Below are 22,954 nucleotides of genomic sequence, written 5' to 3'. Positions count from 1 at the left end.
CCTTAAGCACTCTGTTCCAGGATCTCTATGATCCGGAATGAAGGCACAAAAGCGGCGCAGGGGGGACAATACAGCGGTCATTGCCTCCAGTGTCTGGCATTGCGAAACAGCCGACAGGCCCACCCGCTCCAGGAGACCGGGGAACTGGATGTGGCATTTCTGTCGGCAGAGGTTACAAGCACGCCTGCAACCTTGCGATTCCGGATCAGGTGCCGTGCGCGACATCCCTCGGATCATCGCGTCCGTCACCACGGGTGACGGGTGCCGCGTCCTCGTAGGACATTGCCGACGGTGCGGGCCTGCCGGTTACAGGGACGCCGCCAGTCGGGTGCCCTGATCAATGGCGCGCTTGGCGTCAAGTTCGGCAGCCACGTCCGCGCCGCCAATCACGTGGCACACGACCCCCCTGGCCTGCAACGCGTCGGCCAGACTGCGCTCGGGCAACTGCCCCGCACACAGCACCACAGTGTCACAGGCGATCAGTTCCGGCCGTTCGCGGGCTGCGCCGTAAGAGATATGCAGTCCGGCGGCATCAATGCCTTCGTAATTCACCCCGGCTATCATCCTGACATCTTTCATCTGCAGCGCCGCCCGGTGGATCCAGCCGGTGCTCTTGCCCAGCCGCTTGCCCGGTTTCTCGGCCTTGCGCTGCAACAGCGTCACGGCACGCGCCGGGGCCTCGGGCTGCGGCCCCTCGGGGGCTAGACCGGACCGTGAGATCGCCGGGTCGGTCACACCCCATTCGCGCAGCCATTCGGGCAGGTTCACGGTCGGGCTCTCGCCCTCCTGCACCAGAAACTCGGCGACATCAAAACCGATGCCGCCGGCCCCGACCACCGCGACCCGCGCGCCCACCGGGGCCTTGCCGCGCAACACCTCGATGTAGCTCAGCACATTCGGCCCGTCCTGTCCCGGAATGCCCGGATCGCGTGGCACCACGCCCGTGGCGACGATCACCTCGTCGAACCCGGTCAGATCCTCTGCCGCGACCTCGCGGCCCAGCCGCAGGGTTACGCCCCATTTGGCCACCATCGTTTCATACCAGGTGACGAGACCATGAAATTCTTCCTTTCCCGGCACCTGTTTCGCCATGTTCAACTGGCCACCGATCTCGGTCGCGCGATCAAACAGTGTCACCCTGTGCCCACGCTCGGCGGCTGTCAGCGCCGCGGACAGGCCGGCCGGCCCCGCCCCCACCACCGCCACGGATTTCACCGGTGAGGCAGGCGTCACCCTCAGTTCCGTCTCGTGGCAGGCGCGGGGATTGACCAGGCACGACGACAGTTTGCCGCTGAACGTGTGGTCCAGACAGGCCTGATTGCAGGCGATGCAGGGCGCGATCTGCGCCGACCGCCCGCTGGCCGCCTTGCTGACGAACTCCGGATCCGCAAGAAACGGCCGCGCCATGCTCACCATGTCGGCGCAGCCATCGGCCAGCACCTGCTCGGCCACTTCGGGCGTGTTGATCCGGTTCGAGGTGATGATCGGAATGTTCACCTTGCCCATGAGCTTTTGCGTGACCCAGGCAAAGGCGGCCCGGGGCACCGAAGTGGCAATCGTCGGCACCCGCGCCTCGTGCCAGCCGATACCGGTGTTCAGGATCGTCGCCCCCGCCGCTTCGACCGCCAGGGCAAGCTGCACCACTTCTTCATGAGTCGACCCGTTGGGAATCAGGTCGATCATGCTGAGCCGATAGATCAGAATGAAGTCCGGCCCCACCGCGTCGCGCACCCGGGCCACCACTTCGACGGGCAACCTCATCCGGTTCTCGTAAGACCCGCCCCAGCGGTCGTCACGCCGGTTGGTGTGGGTCACCAGAAACTGGTTCAGGAAATAGCCCTCGGACCCCATGATCTCGACCCCGTCATAGCCCGCTTCACGGGCGCGCACGGCGGCGGTGGCAATGTCGGCAATCTGCTTTTCGATCCCCGCTTCGTCCAGCGCCCTGGGTGGAAACGGCGAGATCGGAGATTTCAGGGCCGAGGCGCTGACACATTCCGGCCCATAGGCATAGCGTCCCGCATGCAGGATCTGCATCGCGATCTTGCCGCCGCCATCATGCACCCGGTCTGTCACCATCCGGTGGCGGGCGATATCCTCGGCTGTGAACAGGCCGGCAGCCCCTGGGAACACGCCGCCCTCGCGATTGGGCGCCATCCCCCCGGTCACCATCAGCGCGACATCCGCCCGCGCCCGGGTGGCATAGAACTCTGCCACCCGGTTCCAGTCTCCGGCTTCCTCGAGGTTGGTGTGCATCGAGCCCATCAGCACGCGGTTCTTCAGCGTGGTAAAGCCAAGATCCAGCGGTGCCAGAAGCTTTGGAAACTGTGTCATGTGAAAGATCTCCCCTTTGGGGAGGCACAACACAGCATCCCGGCAGAACTGTCACCGCCAAACGTGGCGTCAGAGCCCCTGCCGAACCTTTGACCCCCGCCGTCCCGAACCGCGTTCAGGCAGATCAATGGCGCGATATGCAGCCGCCACACGGGTGACAGGCCGCGTCACGACGGGTGCCGAAAAAAAATCCCCCTGAAAAATCAGGGGGATTTTCAATCAACCCGGACGGCGACTTGCGTCAAAGCGCCGGGTGCAACGTAGGATATGCTGTCCCGGGGCCTGGAGCCGCCGGAACGCGCCCGCAGGCTTAGCGGCGGATGCCGAGACGGGTGATCAGGTCCTGATACCGGGCCTCGTCCTTGGACTTGGTGTAGTCCAGCAGCTTGCGGCGCTGCGCAACCATCATCAGAAGGCCACGACGAGAGTGGTTGTCCTTCTTGTGGGTCTTGAAGTGCTCGGTCAAAGTCGAGATACGCGAGGTCAGAATGGCGACCTGGACTTCGGACGAACCGGTGTCGCCTTCTTTGGTCGCGAATTCCTTGATCAGGCGGGCTTTTTCTTCGGCAGTGATCGACATCGGGATCTCCTTTGAAAGGTTAGGGGTGATGGCGCAGGCCGGGATGTCGTCCAGCAGGGCCCGTGGAGTCCACCTGTATTGGGTGAATGCGCGCGTATAGGGTGATTCCGCGCGCAGGGAAAGGCAAAAGATTGGTGTCGGGTGCAGGTCGCGCCCGCCGGATACCGGCGCTCTACCGGGCACTTGCCCAGGCCCGCACCGAACGGCGACAGATACAGCGCAATGAGTCCGCCTGCTCGCTTGACCTCGCCCCGGGGATCGCTAAGGCTCGGAGGACCGTCGACACCAGCGGAAAGGAATGCCCATGCAGCGGCTGCATCTCGTGTTTGGGGGCGAACTTGTGAGCCCGGACAAAAATCAGTTCAGGAACGTCGAAGACATTCACATTGTTGGCATTTTCCCAAGCTACGACACCGCATACGCCGCCTGGAAGTCCGAGGCGCAGCGCACCGTGGACAATGCACATATGCGGTATTTCATTGCGCACCTTCACCGGCTGCGCGACGAGGAAACCGCGGTCTCCGGGACCGAGGAACTGGGATAGGCCTTGCCCCGCAAACGCATTAGCTTACAGGCGTATCTGGCTCTGAACCGGGACCGCGCCACCAGCACTCCGCTGGCGCGGAACCGGGGCGCACGCCCGCCCGGGCGATTGCTGTGGGTGCATGCCGACAGCTTGCCGCGCCAGCGGGCCCTGATCTCGATCTGTCAACGGATCCGCCAGCAGCGCCCGGACCTTGCGGTGCTGACCACCGGCCCGGACCCGACCACGGAACCGGGCATGATCTCTGACGCGCTGCCGCAGGAAAACGTCAGCGACATCACCGCCTTTCTTGAACACTGGACGCCCGACCTCGGGCTTTGGACCAGCCACGCCCTGCGCCCCGCGCTGTTGCACATGGCCGCAGAGCGCGGCTGCCGACTGACCCTGATCGACGCCGATGACCGTGACTGGACCACCCCGGCGATGCGCTGGATGCCCGACCTTGCGCCGGTAACCCTGAGTCTGTTCGACACCATCCTCGCCACCGACGAGCCCGCTGAACGCCGCCTGCGCCGCATGGGGCTTGCTGCCGAAAACATTGTCACCGCCGGCCCCCTGACCGAAGCCGCGGTGCCGCTCGACTGCTCGCTCCGCCTGCACGAGGAGCTGGCGGCATTGCTGGTCGGGCGCCCGGTCTGGCTGGCTGCCCGCGCACATCCCGACGAAGTCGGGGTGATCCTGCGCACCCATGGCCGCGCCTCGCGTCTGGCGCACCGACTCCTGCTGGTGCTGGTGCCGGGCAGTGCCGCCGAAAACAGCTCCATCCTGGCCCAGGTCGGTGCCGCAGGTTTCCGCGTCTGCCATTGGGATGCCGGCGAGATGCCGGACGAGAACACCCAGATCGTGCTGACTTCAGGCCCCGAGGAACTGGGCCTGTGGTATCGCCTGTCCCCGCTCGCCTACATGGGCGGATCGCTGGTGTCGGGCCATCAGGGCCACGACCCGCTCGAGGCTGCCGCCCTTGGCTCGGCCATCCTGTATGGCCCCGCGGTCGGACGCCACCTTGCCAGCTACTCGCGCCTGGCCGAAGCCGGTGCCGCGCGGATCGTCAATGACGTGGATTCCCTGACGGCCGCGGTGTCGCAACTGATCGCCCCGGACAGGGCAGCGGCGATGGCGCATGCCGGTTGGGACATTATCTCGGCCGGGGCGGCGATGACCGACCGGGTGGTCGATCTTGTCACGGACCGGCTCGACCGGCTGGAGGCGCGCTGATGCAGGCTCCGCAATTCTGGAACACCGGCCCCCGGGCGCTGGACTGGAGGGCGCGGCTGCTGGCCCCTCTGGGGCGCCTCACCGCCGCCGCGACGGCGCGGCGACTGCGCCAGCCCGGGGTGCGGATGCCGGTCCCGGTAATCTGCGTCGGCAACCTGAACGCGGGCGGCACCGGCAAGACCCCCACGGTCATCGCCCTGTTGCAGATGCTGGCCGCGCGCGGGGTTGCGGCACATGTCGTCTCGCGCGGGCACGGCGGGCGGCTGGCGGGGCCGGTGCAGGTCGACGCCGCGCGGCACGATGCGGGCGATGTCGGGGACGAACCGTTGCTGCTGGCGGCGTTTGCCCCGACCTGGATCTCGCGCGACCGCGCTGCCGGCGCGCGCGCGGCGGTGGCTGCGGGTGCCGGGCTGATCGTGATGGACGACGGCTTTCAGAACCCGTCGCTGCACCAGGATCTTTCGGTGATCGTGGTCGACGCGGCAGTGGGCTTTGGAAACGGGCTGTGCCTGCCGGCCGGGCCGCTGCGCGAACCCATCGGACCCGGGCTGGCCCGCGCCGACCTGCTGCTGTCGGTCGGCCCCGCCCCGGCGCAGGCCAATTTCAGGGCCACCTGGGGGGACCGGGTGACAGTGCCGCACCTGACCGGCCACCTGGCCCCGCTGCGCACCGGGATGGACTGGCAGGGCCTGCGCGCACTGGCCTTTGCCGGCATCGGCCACCCGGCGAAATTTTTTGCGACATTGCAGGATCTCGGCGCGGTTCTGGTCCGGGCCGAGCCGCTGGAGGATCACCAGCCGCTGACCTCGGCGCTGATGACCCGGCTGGAAACCGAGGCCAAGGCGCTGGGGGCACAAATGGTCACCACCGAGAAAGACGCCGTGCGCCTGCCCGACTCCTTCCGCATGAAGGTTCTTACCCTGCCTGTGCGGCTCCAGATCGACGACCCGGAACCCCTTGACAGGGCGTTGCAGAAATTGGGCCTCTAGGCCGGACCCCGCGCAGCGAACCGCCGGGCTCGATCCGGCCACCAAGTGGCCTGTCGAAAGGACACTGGCGGCAGGTCCTGCCGGTCTATTCCGCCGCCAGCCGCTGTTCGCGGTGGCCAATGGCGGCAATCTCGGCAATGACGCCGCGCAACAGCCGCCGGAAGGCGTGGAAATGTGCGTTTGGCCGAATCAGTTCCTCGTCCATGTAGATCGCCCGGTCGATCTCGATCTGGATGGCATGCTGGTTGCGTGACGGACGGCCATAGGCCTGCGCGATATAGGCACCGGCAAAGGGCGCGTTGCGCGCCACAACCAGTCCGGCACCGGCAAAGGCCGCCTCGATCCGGTCAACAATCGCCCCATCCGCCGAGGCCCCAAAGCGGTCACCGATCACGATGTCGGGACGCTGGGCGCCGCCGCGGACGATGCCGTCGACCGCTTCGTGCGGCATCGAATGGCAATCCACCAGAATCGCCTCGCCGAACTGCTGATGCGCACAGTCCAGCAAATGCTGCACTTCCCGATGATAAGGGCGCCAATATTGCTCGATCCGCCGGTCCGCCTCGGCCATCGCCAGTTTTCCGCGGTAGATTGCGCGGCCATTGGCCACCACCCGGGGCACCACCCCCAGACCGCTGGCCACACGTGGATTGTGCCCGGACCGGCGCAAGCCTTCGATCAATGCCGGGTCCAGTTCGTCGCAACTGCGGTTGAGATCAACAAAGGCCCGCGGCGCCCCGGCCTTGAGAAACGGCGCTCCGAACTGCGGCGCACAGTCGAACAGCCGGTCGACATAGGCATCCTCGGAGGAGCGAATCGCATGTTCGTCCAGCAGGGTATGCCGCAGGAAGGACCACGGATAATCCCGCCCGCTGTGCGGCGAGGCAAAGACCACGCAGGAGGTGTTGACCTCCGGGCGGTAGAGATGAAAGGCGACCTTCGGCATCACAGCTCCTTTGAGCACAACATAAACCGATTTTTTCCGATGCCAAAAGCCCTTGATCCTGCCTGCGACTCCTTTTATAGGACCCGAACCGGCGCGGATTTACGCGCTCCATTCGACGATGGGGCGTATGTTCACGGCGGTCATGGGCGGTTAGCTCAGCGGTAGAGCACTTCGTTGACATCGAAGGGGTCACAAGTTCGATCCTTGTACCGCCCACCATGAGATCACCTGCTCTGGCCCGTCGGGTCAGAGTGCCCGCAACCTGCAAGGCGCTCGCGCGCCGCGAAAGAGGAGAGACCGACATGAAGGTCAAGAACTCGCTCCGCTCTCTCAAGAGCCGCCACCGCGACTGCCGCGTTGTGCGCCGCAAGGGCCGTGTCTATGTCATCAACAAGACACAGCCGCGGTTCAAGGCCCGCCAGGGCTGAACCGGTCCAGACGACTGGAATTTGATCAAGCCACCCTGCCGGGGTGGCTTTTTCTTTGCGCAGACCGCCAATTTGTCCAAGTGTGCGGCCTCTCGGGGACCCTCCGCCTGGGACCCCCGGCCTGTCGCAGTCGTAGACGAAGCCGGGGGTCCGGGGTCCTGCCCGGCGATCCCTAGCGCAGCAGCGAATCCGCCAGCAGGCGCACAACCGTCACCTGATCCAGATACCCGGTGACATCCAGACTGCGCGCGTCCTGATAGCGGCGGATGGCGCGGCGGGTCTTTTCGTCGAACACCCCGTCGACCTCGCCCGGCTTCAGCCCCAGCGATTCCAGCCGGTTTTCGGCCAGCCGCCGCGCCACGACATTGAGGTTCAGCGCCGCCTCGGAGGCTTCGGCGCGGGCCTGCGCCTGCGATTTGGCAGAGGGAACCTGCCGGGCGTCGATTTCGACTTTTGCCTGCTCGGCAAAGGCGCCGTTCGGGAACGCGTTGAGATAGCTGTCATAGGCCGCCACCGACCCATTGGCGCGCGCCTGATCCCAGGCCTCGCGGTCCCGGGCCGCGGCCTGACGGCGCTGTTCGTCCTCGAACCCCCGCAACCGTTCCTGTGCCAGTTCGGCGAAAACCCCGTCCGGATACCGCTTGAGATAGGCACGCAGGCCGGTCGCATCGCCGCGCGCCCCGGTCTCGTTCCAATAAGCGCGGTCCAGCCGTTCCTGTTCGATCTGACGCGCCCGCGCCTCGGCCTCAAGCTCGCCCGCGCGGCGTTCGGCCTGTCCGTCCAGCCGGGCGATTTGTTCGCGGTTGAGAAACCCCGAGGCGGCAAAGCCGTTCTGCGCCTGCCATTTCTGCACAGCCGCGCGGCTGCCCGGACCAAAGATGCCGTCAATGCCCCGGGTATTGAAGTCGAGCAGCGACAGATCGCGCTGAATTTCGCGCCGCGCATCCCGATCGAGGTTCAGCGCCTCTTCGCCAAGACGCGCATCGCGGAACGGTTCGGCTTCGATGGCGGAAATCCGGGCGCGTGCATCGCTGGCGTGGGCGCCGCGCGGGAAAGCCGCCAGATAGTTGCGATACCCGGCCACATCATCGCGTTGCCGCACCGAATTCCACAGCGCATCGTCCGAAGCCCCCAACGCCGCAGGTGCCGGGGTGATGACCGGCTGCGGCGCAGGCCGCGCCGAGGGCACCGCCGCCGAGTTGTTCACAAACACATAGTCCCGGGGCGCATAGCCGCTCAGCTTCAATCCCGCGGCCACGCCCGACTCGAGCACGCGCTCGCCACGTGCCCCCAGATCATTGCGCACGAACCGGGCCACATCCGCCGCCGGCCCCTGCAACACGCTCACCCCCTGCGGCACCACCAGATCGCCGAGGCCACCGGTCACAAAGCGCCCGCTGAATCGCCCCGAATCGCCGATGCCCAGCAGCAGCAGCGCCTGTCCGGGGTAGCTGCCCAGCACCGCCATGACCTGGCTCAGTGGCAGGCCGTCACGCAGCACCGCAGCATCGTCCAGAGGAGCGGACATTTCGACCGGCAGAAGATAACTGTCGGTGCTCGTGTGCACAAATCGTCCTGACAACACGACGGCCACCCGGTCGGTGCGCGGCGACAACCCGGACAGGAATCGGTCAAAGCCGTTCTGCATCTGGTTGGCCGTTGCCTGCCCGATCGCGACCACCTGAAAGCCCTCGCGCTCGAGCGGCGCGGTTGCCGACAGCACGCCATCGGCGCCGGTCAGCCGCTCCAGCACCGAATAATCGGAGTTCCCGATGATCAGCGCATCACTTTCGGCCCAGGCGGTTCCGGCCAGGGCCAATGCGGCAACCGAACCCAGCAGCAAACGTTTCATCGCGAGACTCCTTTCAAGTGATCAGTGTCACAGGGCAGACATGTCCTGCCGCCTTTCGACTACCGCGCGCGGGCGCGACGCGGGCGATTCTCCAGGCGCCAGCCGGGCCCCATGATCATCCCGTTCTGGCCGGCGTTGCCCTGCTATCCAATAACAGCGACGGTCAGTCGTAGTTCCGGGCATCCTCGATCACCACCCCATCGCGCGGCAACCCGCCGGGCGACACCAGTTCGACCCGGCCTTTCAGCTTGAGCACCGCGGAAATGCTGGCGTCATAAGCATCGGCATCCGTGGCACTGGTTTCAAGCCGCACCACCATCACGTCCTGGTCATCCTCGCGTCGGGCAACCACCCGGGCGCGGTCAATCTCGGGATGCCGGGCGACCAGCGCCGCCACCTGTTCCGGGCGCACGAACATGCCCTTGATCTTGGTCGTCTGATCCGCCCGGCCCATCCAGCCCTTGATCCGCAGGTTGGTACGGCCGCAGGGACTGCTGCCCGCCATCACCGCGCTCATGTCACCGGTGGCAAAACGGATCAGGGGATAGTCCGGGTTCAGCGTGGTCACCACGACCTCGCCCACTTCGCCCTCCGGCACCGGATCACCGGTCCCCGGCGTGACGATCTCGACAAGGACGTGCTCGTCGACGATCATACCCTCCATCGCAGCCGATTCATACGCGATGTTGCCCAGATCCGCCGTTGCATAACATTGCAGACAGGAAATCCCCCGCCCGGCATAATAGTCCCGCAGGGACGGGAACAGGGCGCCACCGCTCACCGCCGCCTTGGTGATGCCCAGAACCACCCCCATCTCGTCGGCTTTTTCGAGGATCACCTTGAGGTAATCCGGCGTCCCGGCATATCCCGTCACCCCGATGTCGCGGGCCGCAGTCACCTGCAGTTCGGTCTGTCCGGTCCCGGCCGGCAACACCGCCGCACCGACCGCCCGCGCCCCGGACTCAAAGATCATCCCCGCAGGCGTGAGATGGTAGCCAAAGCAATTCTGCACGATGTCCCCGGGCCCGAAGCCGCAGGCATTCAGGAACCGCCCCATGCGCCACCAGTCATGGCCCGCGCCGCCCGGCTCATACAGCGGCCCCGGACTCTGGAACACATGGGCAAAGCCCGCCGCCGCCCGGGTCGTGAACCCACCGAACGGCGGCTGGGACGCCTGCGCCGCGCCAAGCGCTGATTTGCGCAGCACCGGCAATGCCGCCAGATCCGCAACCGAGGTCACATCGCTTGCCGACACCCCGCCCAGCGCGCCATCATATCCCGCCAGCCCCTGGGCCCGGCGGATCTGCTCCGGCAGGGCCGTCGCCAGCCAGGCGGCGCGCGCCGCGGCGCTGCGGGTCTCAAGCGCGTCAAAATAGCTGCTCATCTCATCCTCCTGGCCGCCGCGCGCCGTTCACTCGGCAAGCACCTGAAACGGCTTGGTCTTGTCGACGACATGGGTCGTGTAGATCACCAGCGCCGTCTCTCCGGCCACGGTTATGCCGCCATGCACCACGCCTGCGGCGTAATTCAGCGGCGTGTCGGTTGCCAAAGGCACCTCCTTGCCATCGGGCAGGACCACCCGGCCGCCCACGGCGACAACCGAGTTTTCATCGCCGGGATGCGTGTGTTTCGGAATGTAGGCGCCCGGTTGCAGCACCAGCCTGGACACCACCACTTCCATCACCTCCGAACCACTCAGCGCCGTACGGCTCAACTCGGTACGCGCGATCCACTCCTGCGCCTGTGCAGGCAGTGCCAACAGCATCCCGAGTGCCACAAAAACTCTGCAATATGTCATCTCAAATCCCTTTCCCGGGCAACAAGTCCCGTCACGCCAGCCAGCGCTTGCGCCGCCGGTAGCTGCGCACGTCGCGGAAGGATTTGCGCCCCTCGTCCGACATGCCCAGGTAGAATTCCTTCACGTCCGGGTTTTCCCGCAGGTCCGCGGCCTGGCCCTCCATCACCACCCGGCCCGATTCCAGAATGTATCCGGTGTGGGCAAACCGCAGCGCCACATTGGTGTTCTGCTCGGCCAGCAGGAACGACAGCCCCTCGTTCTCGTTCACCGATTTCACGATTTCAAAGATCTGCTCGACCAGTTGCGGCGCCAGACCCATGCTCGGCTCGTCCAGCAGAACCATCTGCGGCCGCGACATCAGCGCCCGGCCTATGGCACACATCTGCTGCTCCCCGCCCGAGGTGTAGCCCGCCTGCGACCGGCGCCGTTCCTTCAGGCGCGGGAAATAGTCATAGACCATCTGCAGGTCCGCCTCGACCGCGCCCTTGCCATCACGCCGCGTATAGGCCCCGGTCAGCAGGTTCTCTTCCACCGTCAGATGCTGAAAGCAATGCCGCCCCTCCATCACCTGGATCACACCCTTTTTCACCAGTTCCGCCGGATCGCGGCCCTGAATCACCTCGCCCCTGTACTTGATCGCGCCTTTGGTGACCGCGCCGCGTTCCGAATGCAGCAGGTTGGAGATCGCCTTGAGGGTGGTCGTCTTGCCCGCTCCGTTGCCGCCGAGAAGCGCGGTGATCCCCCCCTTTTGCACCGCCAGCGACACACCTTTCAGCACGAGGATCACGTGGTTGTAGATCACCTCGATGTTGTTGACCTCAAGCAGCGTTTCCCGGGCCGGCGCGGTCTCGTCCATTTTCTTCTCTTTCCAAATACTCAAGATCCCGGCGGCGGCATGCGCGCCGCCGCCGGGCAGACTCGTCAGCTCGGGGCGTCGCAGGTCTCGGACATCGCCCAGGGCGCATTCGCCTCGGCGTATTCCGCGGCCTTCGCGGCTTCCAGCGGCTGGATCGCGTCGGCCTCGGCCTGCAGCAGATCACTGGTCTTGATGAACTTCTCACCGTCCCATTCCAGCATCCATCCGCCGGAATGGCCGGTGTGGTTGGCGCAGGTGGTCTGGAACGGCGGCACCATGCCGGTCATGCCCAGCTCGGCCAGCCGCGCGTCGGTCACATTCAGGTTCTCAAGTCCCCAGCGCAGGTCGGATGCGGTGATCTGGGCGTTGCCGGTGTGCTCCTGCGCCGCCCTGATCCCCTCGGCCAGGATCATCGAGATCACCAGACCGCGGTTGTAGAACACGCCCTGCATCTCTTCCTCGTTGGACAGGGAATTGCCCGCATCCACCACATGAGTCTTGATGTCCGCCAGCACCGCCGCGTCCAGCGCCGGGTAGGACCAGCTGATCGACTTGTAGCCCTTGCCCTCCGCGCCGACGATCTTGAGGTCAGCATCGTGCCCGGCCCACCAGACACCAATCATGTTGTCCATCGGAAACTTGGTTTTCACCGCTTCGGTGATCGCGCCGGCGTTCATCGCGCCCCACCCCCACATCACGACATAATCAGGCCGCTCACGACGGATCTGCAACCACTGCGCCGACTGGTTCTGCATTTCCTTCAGGCCGACCGGGATCGGCAGCAGCTCGAACCCGTCTTCGGCGGCCTTCAGTTCCAGGAACGGCAGCGGCTCCTTGCCATAGGGGTGGTCCAGATGCAGGAACGCGATCTTCTTGCCGCTCAGGTCGCCCTGGGCCTCCAGGTACTGCAGGATCATGCTCGCCGCATCCCAGTAGGACGCCGGAGTGTTGAACGCCCACTGGAACACCTTGCCGTCCGCCATCGGCGAAAAGCCGTAGCCGGGGGCCAGGATCGGGATTTCATCGACATTGGTCTTGGGCAGCACCTGCAGGGTGATCCCGGTCGACCAGGGTTGCGTCACGATCGCCTGCCCCTTGGTCTTTTCATAACATTCCACGCCCTTTTCCGTGGAATAGCCGGTCTCGCATTCCTCGAAATTCACCGGCAGGCCGCCGATGCCGCCGTCGCGGGCGTTGAGCATCAGCATATAGTCGCGCTGCCCGTTCATCAGCGGAATGCCGGTCGCCGCGAACGGCCCGGTGCGATAGCTGAGGTTGGGCGCAAAAAGCTCCTGCGCCACAACGCCGGTGCCCATCACGGCACCCAGCGCCGCAACCGCCGCCAGTCTGGTAATGTGTTTCATCAAAGTTCCTCCCATTGATTGCTCACGCTTTGGTTTGTTGGGCCGCCCTAATGCGGGAACGGCCAGATGATCAGCTTTTCGCGGATCAGCCGCCACAGCTGTGCCAGGCCGTGCGGTTCGATGATCAGAAAGAACACGATCAGCCCGCCCACCATCATCACGTTGATGTGCTCGACCATGGATGATGAGATGGGTATGCCCAGAGCGGCAGGCAAGGTGCCCAGCACCACCGGCAAGCCGACGATCAGGATGGCGCCCAGGTAATTCCCGAGGATCGAGCCCAGCCCGCCGATGATCGCGATGAACAGGATCCGAAAGCTCAGCGGAATGTCGAACAGGTTCGGTTCGGCCGCGCCGCGCCACATGAACACAAACAGCGCCCCGGCGACGCCGACTACATAGGACGACACCATAAAGGCGGTGAGCTTGCTCTTCATCAGGTTTATGCCGATCAGTTCCGCGGCAATGTCCACATCCCGGGTCGCCTTCCAGGTCCGCCCCAGATTGCCGCGGGTCAGATTGATGCACAGCACCGTCATCACCGACACGATCGCCAGCACCAGATAATACTGCACCCAGGAATCCGCCTGCGGCCCGGCCACATAGACTCCGAACATGGTCAGGTTCGGCACCTGGATGGCGCCGCTGGCGTTGTAATTGTACAGCCAGGCCCATTTCTCGAACAACCATACCAGGAAAAACTGCGCCGCCAGTGTGGCAATGGCGAGGTAAAATCCCTTGATCCGCAGGCTCGGAATGCCGAAGGCAACCCCGACCCCGGCGCTGAAGACGCCGGACAGCAGGATCGCCACCACCGGGTTCAGCCAGGGCATCAGCGTCACCATCTTGTAGCAGGCATAGGCGCCCACCCCCATGAAGGCGGCCGTGCCGAGGCTCAACTGGCCAGCATATCCGGTCAGAATGTTCAGCCCCATCGCCGCCAGCGCATAGATCAGGATCGGGATCAAAAGCGTCTGGAAGGTGAACTCGCTCGCCGTCAGCGGAAAGATCACCCAGGCAAAGACCAGGATGACCGCCAGCAGAATGGCATCCTGGCGCACCGGAAACAGCGCCTGATCCGACTCGTAGCTGGTCTTGAACTGTCCGGCCGTTCTGTAAAACATGTCTGCCTGTCTTCCTCACCGCCCGTCGGGCCTGCTGAACCTTATCTCTTCCGAATTGCGATCCTGCCGCAGGCGCCCCACCCGCTCAGCGGCTGCGCTTTGTCACACACGTTCAATGATCTTTTCCCCGAACAGCCCCTGCGGGCGGAACAGCAGCACGATCAGTGCCAGCACAAAGGCGAACCAGGTCTCGGTATTGCCTCCGAGAAGCGGCTGACCCCAGTAGATCTCGAACAGCTTTTCCAGCATCCCGATCATCAGCCCGCCAATGATCGCGCCGCTGATGCTTTCGAGCCCTCCGAGCATCAGCACCGGCAAGGCCTTGTAGGCGATGACTTCCAGCGCAAAGCTGACCCCGGCCCGTGCGCCCCAGGCGATGCCGGTGACCAGGGCGATGATCCCGGCAATGAACCAGACCAGCACCCAGATCGTCTGCAGGCTGATACCCACGGACAGGGCCGCCTGATGATCGTCCCCCAGTGCCCGGATCGCCCGGCCCATCCGCGTCTTGTTCAGGAACAGCAGCAGGGCAACCACCAGCAGCGCCGCGACGATCACCGCCGTGATGTCCTTTTGTTCAAGGATCAGCAGCCCGCCCCAGGGTTCGAACAGGATTGAACCGGTCGGAATGCCCAATTCTTCGGTGATCATCACCTTGTTCTCGCCGCCAAAGATGATCTCTCCCAGTCCGATCAGGAACAGCGTGACGCCGATTGTCGCCATGAACAGGATGATGTCCGGCTGCCCCACCAGCGGTCGCAGGACCACCCGTTCGATCGCCACGGCGAGACCGAACATAACCAGCAATGTCAGTCCGACCGACACCCAGGCGGGCACGCCCATCGCGTGCAACCCGACCAGCGTCAGCGCGGCAAAGACCACCATGATTCCCTGGGCAAAGTTGAAGATCCGGCTCGAGCGGTAGATCAGCACAAAGCCCAGCGCAATCAGCGCATACAGAATACCCGATACCAGCCCTTCCCACAGCACCTGCAACAGGAAATCGGGGGCCTCGACCATATCGGCGAACGGCTTGATAAAGATCTCGGTCAGCATGACGTCGTCCCGCCCCCTGCACCGCCCCTGCCACAGGTCCTCTTTCCAGTGTCCATGCGCCCTCCTGCCCCCGTTTTCCTCAATGCGCCACACCCAGATAGGCGTCGATCACATCCTGATTGCCGCGCACCTCGTCCGGCGTGCCGTCGCCGATCTTCTTGCCGTAATCCATCACCACCACCCGGTCCGACAGGTCCATGACGACCCCCATGTCATGCTCGATCAGCGCGATGGTGGTGCCGAATTCGTCGTTCACATCGAGGATGAAGCGGCTCATGTCCTCCTTTTCCTCGACGTTCATACCCGCCATCGGTTCGTCCAGCAGCAGGAGGCTCGGCTCCGCCGCCAGCGCCCGGGCCAGCTCGACGCGCTTTTTCAATCCGTAGGGAAGCCGACCCACCGGGGTCTTGCGGATGTTCTGGATTTCCAGAAAATCGATGACCTTTTCCACCACTTCGCGGTTGGCGATCTCCTCGTCCCGGGCGCGGCCCCACCACAGCGCCTGGCTCAGAAGACCGGCATGCATATGTGTCAACCGACCGGTCATCACGTTGTCCAGTACCGTCATTCCCTCGAACAGTGCGATGTTCTGAAAGGTGCGCGCCACCCCCATCCGCGCCACTTCGTAGGGCTTCATCAGCGGCCGGGGGGCGCCCTTGTACCAGACCTCGCCATTACTGGGCGTATAAAACCCCGAAATGATGTTGAGCATCGACGATTTTCCAGCACCGTTCGGTCCGATGATTGCCCGGATCTCACCCTCGCGAATGTCGAAAGAGATGTCCTCGATCGCCACGACTCCGCCAAATCGCAGGGTGATATTGCGCATCTCCATCAGCACCCCGCCGATCTGGCGGCCATCCGCAGTCAGGTATCCCTGGGTATCCTTCACACAATCCCTCCCCTCTGGGCGCCAGAATTTTCGCACGAAAATTCTTTGCAGGAAAATCTTCGTACGAAGATTTTTCCCGCGCTCATTCCGCGGCCAATGTCGCAGGCCGGACCGGTACGACCCTGGCGTCCCGGATCTCCAGCGTCGCCTTGATCCTGCCCTTGCGCCCGTCCTCATAGGTCACTTCGGTTTCGGTATAGACGCTGCCTGCACCGCCATAGAGCGCCTCGACCAGATCGACGAACTTTTCACCGATGATCTTGCGGCGCACCTTGCGGGTGCGGGTCAATTCGCCGTCGTCGGCGTCCAGCTCCTTGTGCAGCACCAGAAAGCGATGCACCTGGCAGCCCGACAACATGTCGTCCCGCGCCACACTCTCGTTGACCTCCTCGACATGGCTCTGGATCATGTCCAGCACCTGCGGATGTCCCGCCAACTCCTGGTAGGAGGCATAGGCGATATTGTTGCGCTCGGCCCAGTTGCCGACGGCTGTGAGGTCGATGTTGATAAAGGCACAGCATTTGTCCCGCCCCGCCCCCATCACCACCGCCTCGAGGATGTTGGGATAGAACTTGAGCTTGTTCTCGACGTATTTCGGCGCGAACAGCGCGCCATCCGCCATCGTGCCGACATCTTTTGCCCGGTCGATGATCCGCAGATGGCCTGATCCCTCTTCTATGAAACCGGCATCGCCAGTGGCCACCCAGCCCTCGCCGTCCTTGGTGTCTCGCGTGCTTTCGGCGTTCTTGTAATACTCGACGAAGACCCCGGGCGAGCGGTAGAAGACCTCGCCGTTCTCGGCGATGCGGATCTCGACGCCAGGCGACGGCACCCCCACCGTGTCCGAGCGGACCTCGCCATCCGGTTGCTGGGTGATAAACACCGAGGCCTCGGTCTGGCCGTAGAGCTGCTTGAGATTGATGCCCAGCGCCCGGTAAAAGTCGAATATCTCCGGACCGATCGCCTCGCCGGCCGTATAGCCGACCCGGACCCGGCTCAGACCCAGCGTGTTCTTCAACGGCCCGTAAACCAGAAACTCTCCCAGCCGGTAACGCAGCCGGTCCAGTGCCGACACCGGCTTGCCATCGAGTATCCGGGGGCCGACCCGTCGCGCCACCTCCATGAAGTGATGGAACAGCCGCTGCTTCAGAGCACTGGCGTCCTCCATCCGGATCATGATCTGCGTCAGCTGGGACTCGAACACCCGGGGCGGGGCAAAGTAATAGGACGGCGCGATCTCGCGCAGATCCGTCATCATCGTCTCGGGGCTTTCGGGGCAGTTCACGCAGAAGCCGGCCCAATAGGCCTGACCGATGGAAAAGATGAAATCCCCCACCCAGGCCATCGGCAGATAGGCCAGAACCTCCTCGCCGACCGTCAGGTGATCGAACGCCGCGCTTGATTTCGCCGTTTCTATGATGTTGCGGTTGGACAAGACCACACCCTTCGGCTTGCCCGTGGTTCCGCTGGTGTAGAGCATCACACAGATGTCGTCATACCCCAGCAGGGCCCGACGCCGCGCCAGTTCCTCCCCCAGGTCACCGCGCCGCGCACGTCCTTTTTCCTGCACCGCCTGAAAGGCACGCAGATGGGCATGGTCGTATTTGCGCAACCCCTTGGGATCCAGATAGATCAGCTCTTCGAATTGCGGGCAGGCGTCCTGCACGCCGATCACCTTGTCGACCTGTTCCTGATCTGCGGCGATCACAAGGCGCGCTCCGCAGTGGATCAGCACATATTCCATCTCTTCGGCTGCCGCGTCCTGATACAGCGGCACCGGCACGGCACCGATCATCTGCACCGCAACCATGGACCAGTAGAGATACGGCCGGTTGTGCCCGATGACGGCAACGAATTCACCCGGAGCAACCCCCAGGTCCAGCAGACCCAGCGCCAGCGCCTCGATCTGTTCTTCGGTCTGGGCCCAGGTCCAGCTTTGCCAGATACCGTATTCTTTCTCGCGATATGCGGGCGCCGCGCCATGCAATTCAGCATTGCGTCGCAACAGCGCCGGAATCGAGCGCAGACCCTCTGCGCCCTTGGACATATACGCCAAGTCTTTCCTCCCACACACCGGGTTACCGGTGCTTTCGACCGCTTGTGCGGCTCGTTTGTGCGGCCTGTGGCCGTTGCCATCAATCCTTGCGATCTGCACTCACAGGTCAAGAATTAGTTTGTCGGTCGGCTCCGACTTTGGTCCCATTCCGGCAGACCCGGACCAGTGGCCCAGACAACGGCGCGACACGGGCGGCGCATACGGCAAGGCGCTGCGCCCGCCTGCCGGTGCGATCGGCCGGGGCCGAACCCGGAAAACGTGCCGCGACTGGCACAGCCACTGTTTACGCGACGTTATCCTGTGGTAGCCTGACGCATGGACCCGATCACGCTCGGCTTTTATGCCACCGTCTGTGCCTGCCTCAGTGCCGTCGCCCCGGGATTCCCGGGCCTGATGGCACGTCTGGTCATCGGTGCCCTTGTCGGGATCGCCGCCGCCGCGCTTCTGCCGCTGCTGCGGGCAACGATGGGTTACTGAAGCGCCGCGACAGCCCGTGCCAGCAACGTCAGCCCGGTGACCAGATCCGTTTCATCGGTGTCCTCGGCAAAGTCGTGGCTGATGCCGCCGATGGACGGGACGAACAGCATCGCCACCGGCATCAGGCGCGCCACGTTGGTCGCATCGTGCAGCGCACCCGAAGGCATCACCCGCCAGTTGCCCGGCACCTCGGCTTCGGCTGCCGCTTCAAGTCCTGCGCGCAGGCGGCCATCCATCGCCACAGGCTCCAGGCCCAGCATCGGGCCGTAGTCCAGTGACAGCCCCATCTCGGCGGCCACCTCGGCGGCGGTGTCGCGGATGACTTCTTCCATCCGGCGCAGCCGGTCACTGTCACCGTCGCGCCACTGCATCGAGAATGTCACCCGCCCCGGCACGATGGACGCGGCGTTGGGATGCAGCGCCACCTGCCCGATCGTCCAGACGGTTGCCGGGGTCACAACAGGGCGCAATCGGTCGTTGATCCGCGCGTTGAACGCGGACAGAGCCTGAAAGGCATCACGGCGCAGGCCCATCGGTGTGGTACCCGCATGGTTCTGCTGTCCGCCGAAGGTAATCTTGACATCCCGGATTCCGACGATGGCCGACACCACGCCAGCCTTTTCGCCGCTCGTGATCAGCGTCGGGCCCTGTTCGATATGCATCTCGATGAAGCCGGTGAATTGCGCCGGATCGACAAAGGCACCGCAGCGTGCGCCCATCCGCGCCCGGGCCTCGGCAAAGGTCACACCATCGCGATCCAGCAAGGCGTCCGCTGCGTCCAATGTCAGAGCGCCGCCCCAGACCGAACTGCCGGTGGTGACGCCAAACCGGCCCTCTTCGTCCTGGAACGACACCACGGACACCGGCGGGCCGCCTGCTTCGCGGCTTGCCCGCGCGATTTCCAATGCCGCGATCACACCCAGAGCGCCGTCAAGCCAGCCGCCCTCGGGCTGGCTGTCGCTGTGCGAGCCCAGCAGCAGCGACGGCCCGCGCGCCACACCGAACAGCGAACCGACCGGATCAAAGGACACGTCCAGCCCGGCCGCCTGCATCCTGGCCGCCAGCCAGTCCCGCGCCGCCATGTCCGCATCGGAATAGGCCGGGCGCACGACACCTCGTCCCACACCCGAGGCGCCAAAGCTCCGCAGGGTGTGAAGGTCGGCCAGAAACCGTTCAGGATTGGGTTGCATCGGTGGACCTGCTCAGAAAATGTTGGAGTGAATGCGCGGCCTGCCGAGGATCGACCGAACCGCACTGTGTGCCGACACCTATACAGATTCAAGAAGGGCGGCACAGTCGTCGATGGTATGCCCTGGGCAGAGGGCTGCGGCGACAGTCCGCATGCCCGGCCCCTGAACCAGGGGCGCAGGCATTGTTCTACAGATTCAAGATGCCGGGATCGGCAAGGTCCGCGCGGCCGCAGGTGCGGTGGCGGCGCGGATCCGATTCTCTCATTCCGCCGCGACCGGATCGGCTTTGTCCACCTTCTCGACTTTCACCGCCGAGTATTTGAATTCCGGAATCTTGCCGAACGGGTCCAGCGCCGGGTTGGTCAGGATGTTGGCCGCCGCCTCGACATAGGCGAACGGCAGGAACACCATGTCCTCGGCGACCTGACGATCGGCGCGGGCCATCACGTCCAGGGTGCCGCGCCGCGTTGTCAGCCGCACCAGTCCGCCCGGAGTCACCCCCAGCTTGCGCAAGGTCTTGGGGTTCAGCGAACAGTTCGCCTCGGGCTCGACCGCGTCGAGCACAGTTGACCGCCGGGTCATCGACCCGGTGTGCCAATGCTCGAGTTGTCGCCCCGTGGTCAGGATCATCGGAAATTTGTCATCCGGCATCTCTGCCGGCGGCGTCACCCGCGCCGGAGTGAACTTGGCCCGGCCCGCGCGGCGCGGAAAGCCGTCACCGAACACCACCGCCTGTCCGGGATCGTTCGGACCCAGGCAGGGATAGGTCACGGCCCCTTCGTTTTCGAGCCGTTTCCAGGTGATGTTCTGCAGGCTGCGCATCGACATCTTCATCTCGTCAAAGATCTCACGCGGATCGTCATAATCCCATTCCAGCCCGATGCGCCGCGCCAGGTCGACCAGGATGATCCAGTCCTCCCGCGCCTCTCCGGGGGTTGGCACGGCCTTGCGCACCATCTGCACCTGACGGTTGGTGTTGGTCACCGTGCCGGTCTTTTCCGGCAGCGCCGAGGCAGGCAGGATCACGTCGGCGTACATCGCCGTCTCGGTCAGGAAGATATCCTGCACCACCAGATGGTCGAGCTTGGCCAGCGCCCGGCGGGCGTGTTCCACATCCGGGTCCGACATCGCCGGGTTCTCGCCCTGCACGTACATGCCCTTGATTTCGCCCCGGTAGACCCGGTCCATGATCTCGACCACCGTCAGGCCGGGCTTGGCGTCGATCTCGGTCCCGCGCCAGATGTGGCGGAACAGGTCACGCACTTCCGGGTCGGTGACCAACTGGTAATCCGGCATCACGTTGGGGATCAGCCCGGCATCGGATGCGCCCTGGACGTTGTTCTGGCCGCGCAGCGGATGCAACCCGGTGCCGGGCCGTCCGACATGGCCACAGAGCAGCGCCAGAGAGATCAGGCAGCGCGAGTTGTCGGTGCCGTGGATGTGCTGGCTGACCCCCATGCCCCAGAAGATCATTCCGGCACGGGCGCGGGAAAAGTCGCGCGCAACGGTGCGAATGGTGTCGGCGTCGATGCCGCAGAGTTCGGACATGCGGTCCGGGGTGAAGGCCCGGATATGGTCGCGGAATTCAAAGAATCCTTCGGTAAAGCCCTCAATATACTGCCTGTCGTACAGCTTTTCCTCGACGATGACGTTCATGATCGCATTCAGCAGCGCCACATCGGTGCCGGGGCGGAACTGCAGCAGATGCTTGGCGTGCCGCTTCAGGCCGGTCTGCCCGCGCGGATCCATCACGATCAGTTCGCCGCCGCGCTTTGCGAACTGCTTGAAGAACGTCGCGGCCACGGGATGGTTTTCGGTCGGGTTGGCGCCGATGACAATGGCGACATCAGCGTTTTCGATCTCGTTGAAGGTGGCCGTCACCGCGCCCGATCCGACGTTTTCCATCAGGGCCGCAACGGACGACGCATGGCACAGCCGGGTGCAGTGATCGACGTTGTTGTGCTTGAACCCCTGACGGATCAGCTTTTGGAACAGGTAGGCTTCTTCGTTGGTGCATTTGGCGCTGCCAAAACCCGCCACCGATGCCCCGCCCCAGAGCGAGCGCAGGTCGACCAGTCCCTTGGCGGCAAATTCCATCGCCTCGTCCCAGCTGGCCTCGCGGAAATGGGTGAAAGGGTTGTCCGGGTCGACATTCAGACCCTTTTCCGGCGCGTCGTCACGACGGATCAACGGTTTCGTCAGCCGGTGAGGATGGTGGATGTAGTCAAAGCCAAAGCGCCCCTTGACACAGAGCCGGCCTTCGTTGGCCGGGCCGTTGATGCCCTCGACATATTTGACCTTGTTGTCCTTGATTTTGAGGCTGACCTGACAACCGACTCCGCAGAACGGGCAGACCGATTTCACCTCCGTGTCGAAATCCTTGCTGTCGCCCTGCTGCTGGTCGTCCATCACCGAGGAGGGCATCAGCGCACCCGTCGGGCAGGCCTGAACACATTCGCCGCAGGCGACGCAGGTCGACTGCCCCATCGGATCATCCAGATCAAACACCGGATAGGCGTCATGCCCGCGCCCGGCCATGCCGATCACATCGTTGACCTGCACCTCGCGGCAGGCACGCACGCACAACCCGCACTGGATGCAGGCATCCAGATTGACCTTCATCGCCACATGGCTGTCATCCAGCAGCGGAATGCGCTCTGCCTCGACCGTGGGCAGACGGCTGGTGGTCACGCCATTCAGGTCGGCCATGTCCCAGAGGTGGCTCGATTTGTCATGCGCCGCGTCGCGCTCGGGCTGATCGGCCAGCAACATCTCGACCACCATCTTGCGGGCGGTCCGGGCGCGGCCCGACTCGGTGCTGACCACCATGCCCTCGACGGGTTCGCGGATGCACGAGGCGGCCAGAGTGCGCTCGCCCTCGATCTCGACCATGCAGGCACGGCAGTTGCCGTCCGGACGATACCCCGGCGCCGGTTTGTGGCACAGATGCGGGATTACCAGACCACGCCCGTTGGCGACCTCCCAGATCGTTGCGCCCTTCGGGGCCTCGACCTGCTGGCCGTCAAGGGTGAACAGGATGGTATCGGACATGGAGGCGCCTTTCCGTGCTTTGGTGCATTCTAGACCATGACCGCTGACACGGGGGGGCGTCAATTCCGACTCCTAGCCTAGCAAAGGCGGCCTTGGTGTTTCCGATAGGCGTCACGCGATCTGCGTTGCCGCGACCACTTTCCGATCGCGGCCTGGTCGGGGCGGTGGTTTCGGGGGGTGATTTCGGCGGCGCCGCCCCCCG

The 22,954-nt window shown here is 64.5% G+C and carries 19 protein-coding genes and 1 tRNA gene; 6 read left to right on the top strand and 14 right to left on the bottom strand.

All coding sequences use genetic code 11. The features are described 5' to 3' along the window. Positions 1-306 precede the first annotated feature (306 nt). Both FOY53_RS10275 and rpsO read right to left on the bottom strand, forming a co-directional pair. Positions 307-2,334: an NADPH-dependent 2,4-dienoyl-CoA reductase gene (locus FOY53_RS10275; protein ID WP_146588437.1), complete on the bottom strand. Its 2,028-nt coding sequence runs from the start codon at positions 2,332-2,334 to the stop codon at positions 307-309. Between the two features lie 310 nt (positions 2,335-2,644). Further along, positions 2,645-2,914 (bottom strand): 30S ribosomal protein S15, encoded by a 270-nt coding sequence (gene rpsO / locus FOY53_RS10270; RefSeq protein WP_146588435.1) that lies wholly within the window; start codon positions 2,912-2,914, stop codon positions 2,645-2,647. A 304-nt stretch (positions 2,915-3,218) separates the two neighbouring features. Here rpsO and FOY53_RS10265 point away from each other — a divergent pair, with 304 nt between their 5' ends. The 3 genes from FOY53_RS10265 to lpxK are packed head-to-tail and all read left to right on the top strand — an operon-like array spanning position 3,219 to position 5,662. Continuing rightward, positions 3,219-3,458 (top strand): DUF4170 domain-containing protein, encoded by a 240-nt coding sequence (locus tag FOY53_RS10265; RefSeq protein ID WP_186766563.1) that lies wholly within the window; start codon positions 3,219-3,221, stop codon positions 3,456-3,458. A gap of 3 nt (positions 3,459-3,461) precedes the next feature. Then, positions 3,462-4,673, top strand: a complete 1,212-nt coding sequence (locus tag FOY53_RS10260) for a glycosyltransferase N-terminal domain-containing protein (protein WP_146588431.1) — start codon at positions 3,462-3,464, stop codon at positions 4,671-4,673. After that, positions 4,673-5,662 carry a tetraacyldisaccharide 4'-kinase gene (lpxK, locus tag FOY53_RS10255; RefSeq protein ID WP_146588429.1) on the top strand — a complete coding sequence of 330 codons (990 nt, stop codon included), beginning with the start codon at positions 4,673-4,675 and terminating at the stop codon, positions 5,660-5,662. The genes FOY53_RS10260 and lpxK overlap by 1 nt, the downstream gene beginning before the upstream one ends. Before the next feature lie 85 nt (positions 5,663-5,747). On the opposite strand, the gene FOY53_RS10250 is transcribed toward lpxK, so the two are convergent. Beyond that, positions 5,748-6,608: an N-formylglutamate amidohydrolase gene (locus tag FOY53_RS10250; protein ID WP_146588427.1), complete on the bottom strand. Its 861-nt coding sequence runs from the start codon at positions 6,606-6,608 to the stop codon at positions 5,748-5,750. Between the two features lie 144 nt (positions 6,609-6,752). Here FOY53_RS10250 and FOY53_RS10245 point away from each other — a divergent pair. Together FOY53_RS10245 and ykgO are read left to right on the top strand one after the other, a co-directional pair. Beyond that, positions 6,753-6,827: transfer RNA gene (locus tag FOY53_RS10245), tRNA-Val, on the top strand. Positions 6,828-6,910: 83 nt separating this feature from the next. Continuing rightward, entirely contained in the window at positions 6,911-7,036 is a 126-nt protein-coding gene (gene ykgO, locus FOY53_RS10240; protein ID WP_048864290.1) for a type B 50S ribosomal protein L36, read from the top strand. A 172-nt stretch (positions 7,037-7,208) separates the two neighbouring features. On the opposite strand, the gene FOY53_RS10235 is transcribed toward ykgO, so the two are convergent. The 9 genes from FOY53_RS10235 to FOY53_RS10195 all read right to left on the bottom strand — a co-directional run bounded on the left by FOY53_RS10235 (position 7,209) and on the right by FOY53_RS10195 (position 18,025). Next, positions 7,209-8,888 carry a peptidoglycan-binding protein gene (locus FOY53_RS10235; protein ID WP_146588425.1) on the bottom strand — a complete coding sequence of 560 codons (1,680 nt, stop codon included), beginning with the start codon at positions 8,886-8,888 and terminating at the stop codon, positions 7,209-7,211. Between the two features lie 163 nt (positions 8,889-9,051). Continuing rightward, positions 9,052-10,272 carry a phenylacetate--CoA ligase family protein gene (locus FOY53_RS10230; protein WP_146588423.1) on the bottom strand — a complete coding sequence of 407 codons (1,221 nt, stop codon included), beginning with the start codon at positions 10,270-10,272 and terminating at the stop codon, positions 9,052-9,054. Positions 10,273-10,299: 27 nt separating this feature from the next. Then, positions 10,300-10,653, bottom strand: coding sequence for a cupin domain-containing protein (locus FOY53_RS10225; protein ID WP_222435239.1), 354 nt, complete (start codon positions 10,651-10,653; stop codon positions 10,300-10,302). A 64-nt stretch (positions 10,654-10,717) separates the two neighbouring features. Next, the gene (locus tag FOY53_RS10220) at positions 10,718-11,542 is read right to left on the bottom strand and encodes an ABC transporter ATP-binding protein (protein ID WP_146588418.1); all 825 of its coding nucleotides are present in this window, start codon (positions 11,540-11,542) and stop codon (positions 10,718-10,720) included. Positions 11,543-11,607: 65 nt separating this feature from the next. Continuing rightward, the gene (locus tag FOY53_RS10215; RefSeq protein ID WP_146588416.1) at positions 11,608-12,906 is read right to left on the bottom strand and encodes an ABC transporter substrate-binding protein; all 1,299 of its coding nucleotides are present in this window, start codon (positions 12,904-12,906) and stop codon (positions 11,608-11,610) included. Between the two features lie 47 nt (positions 12,907-12,953). Next, positions 12,954-14,030 (bottom strand): branched-chain amino acid ABC transporter permease, encoded by a 1,077-nt coding sequence (locus tag FOY53_RS10210; RefSeq protein WP_146588414.1) that lies wholly within the window; start codon positions 14,028-14,030, stop codon positions 12,954-12,956. A gap of 102 nt (positions 14,031-14,132) precedes the next feature. Next, positions 14,133-15,086 carry a branched-chain amino acid ABC transporter permease gene (locus FOY53_RS10205; RefSeq protein ID WP_146588412.1) on the bottom strand — a complete coding sequence of 318 codons (954 nt, stop codon included), beginning with the start codon at positions 15,084-15,086 and terminating at the stop codon, positions 14,133-14,135. Between the two features lie 79 nt (positions 15,087-15,165). Beyond that, positions 15,166-15,921, bottom strand: a complete 756-nt coding sequence (locus tag FOY53_RS10200) for an ABC transporter ATP-binding protein (protein ID WP_246107346.1) — start codon at positions 15,919-15,921, stop codon at positions 15,166-15,168. Between the two features lie 139 nt (positions 15,922-16,060). Further along, on the bottom strand, positions 16,061-18,025 hold the full coding sequence (locus FOY53_RS10195) for an AMP-binding protein (RefSeq protein WP_146588408.1): 1,965 nt from the start codon (positions 18,023-18,025) through the stop codon (positions 16,061-16,063). Between the two features lie 324 nt (positions 18,026-18,349). Between FOY53_RS10195 and FOY53_RS23055 the strand changes: the two genes are divergently transcribed. Next, a complete protein-coding gene (locus FOY53_RS23055; RefSeq protein WP_186766562.1) occupies positions 18,350-18,511 on the top strand; it encodes a hypothetical protein in 162 nt (53 codons plus the stop codon). Here the strand turns inward: FOY53_RS23055 and FOY53_RS10190 are convergent. Beyond that, positions 18,505-19,701 carry a Zn-dependent hydrolase gene (locus tag FOY53_RS10190; protein ID WP_146588407.1) on the bottom strand — a complete coding sequence of 399 codons (1,197 nt, stop codon included), beginning with the start codon at positions 19,699-19,701 and terminating at the stop codon, positions 18,505-18,507. The genes FOY53_RS23055 and FOY53_RS10190 overlap by 7 nt on opposite strands. A 261-nt stretch (positions 19,702-19,962) precedes the next feature. Continuing rightward, positions 19,963-22,752, bottom strand: a complete 2,790-nt coding sequence (gene fdhF, locus FOY53_RS10185) for a formate dehydrogenase subunit alpha (RefSeq protein WP_146588405.1) — start codon at positions 22,750-22,752, stop codon at positions 19,963-19,965. Between the last annotated feature and the right edge of the window lie 202 nt (positions 22,753-22,954).

It is taken from the genome of Puniceibacterium confluentis (assembly GCF_007923445.1).
In the GTDB taxonomy this organism is placed as follows: Bacteria; Pseudomonadota; Alphaproteobacteria; order Rhodobacterales; family Rhodobacteraceae; genus Puniceibacterium; species Puniceibacterium confluentis.
Note: the sequence above shows the minus strand (reverse complement) of the source record. Positions and strands in the feature narration are given on the sequence as shown.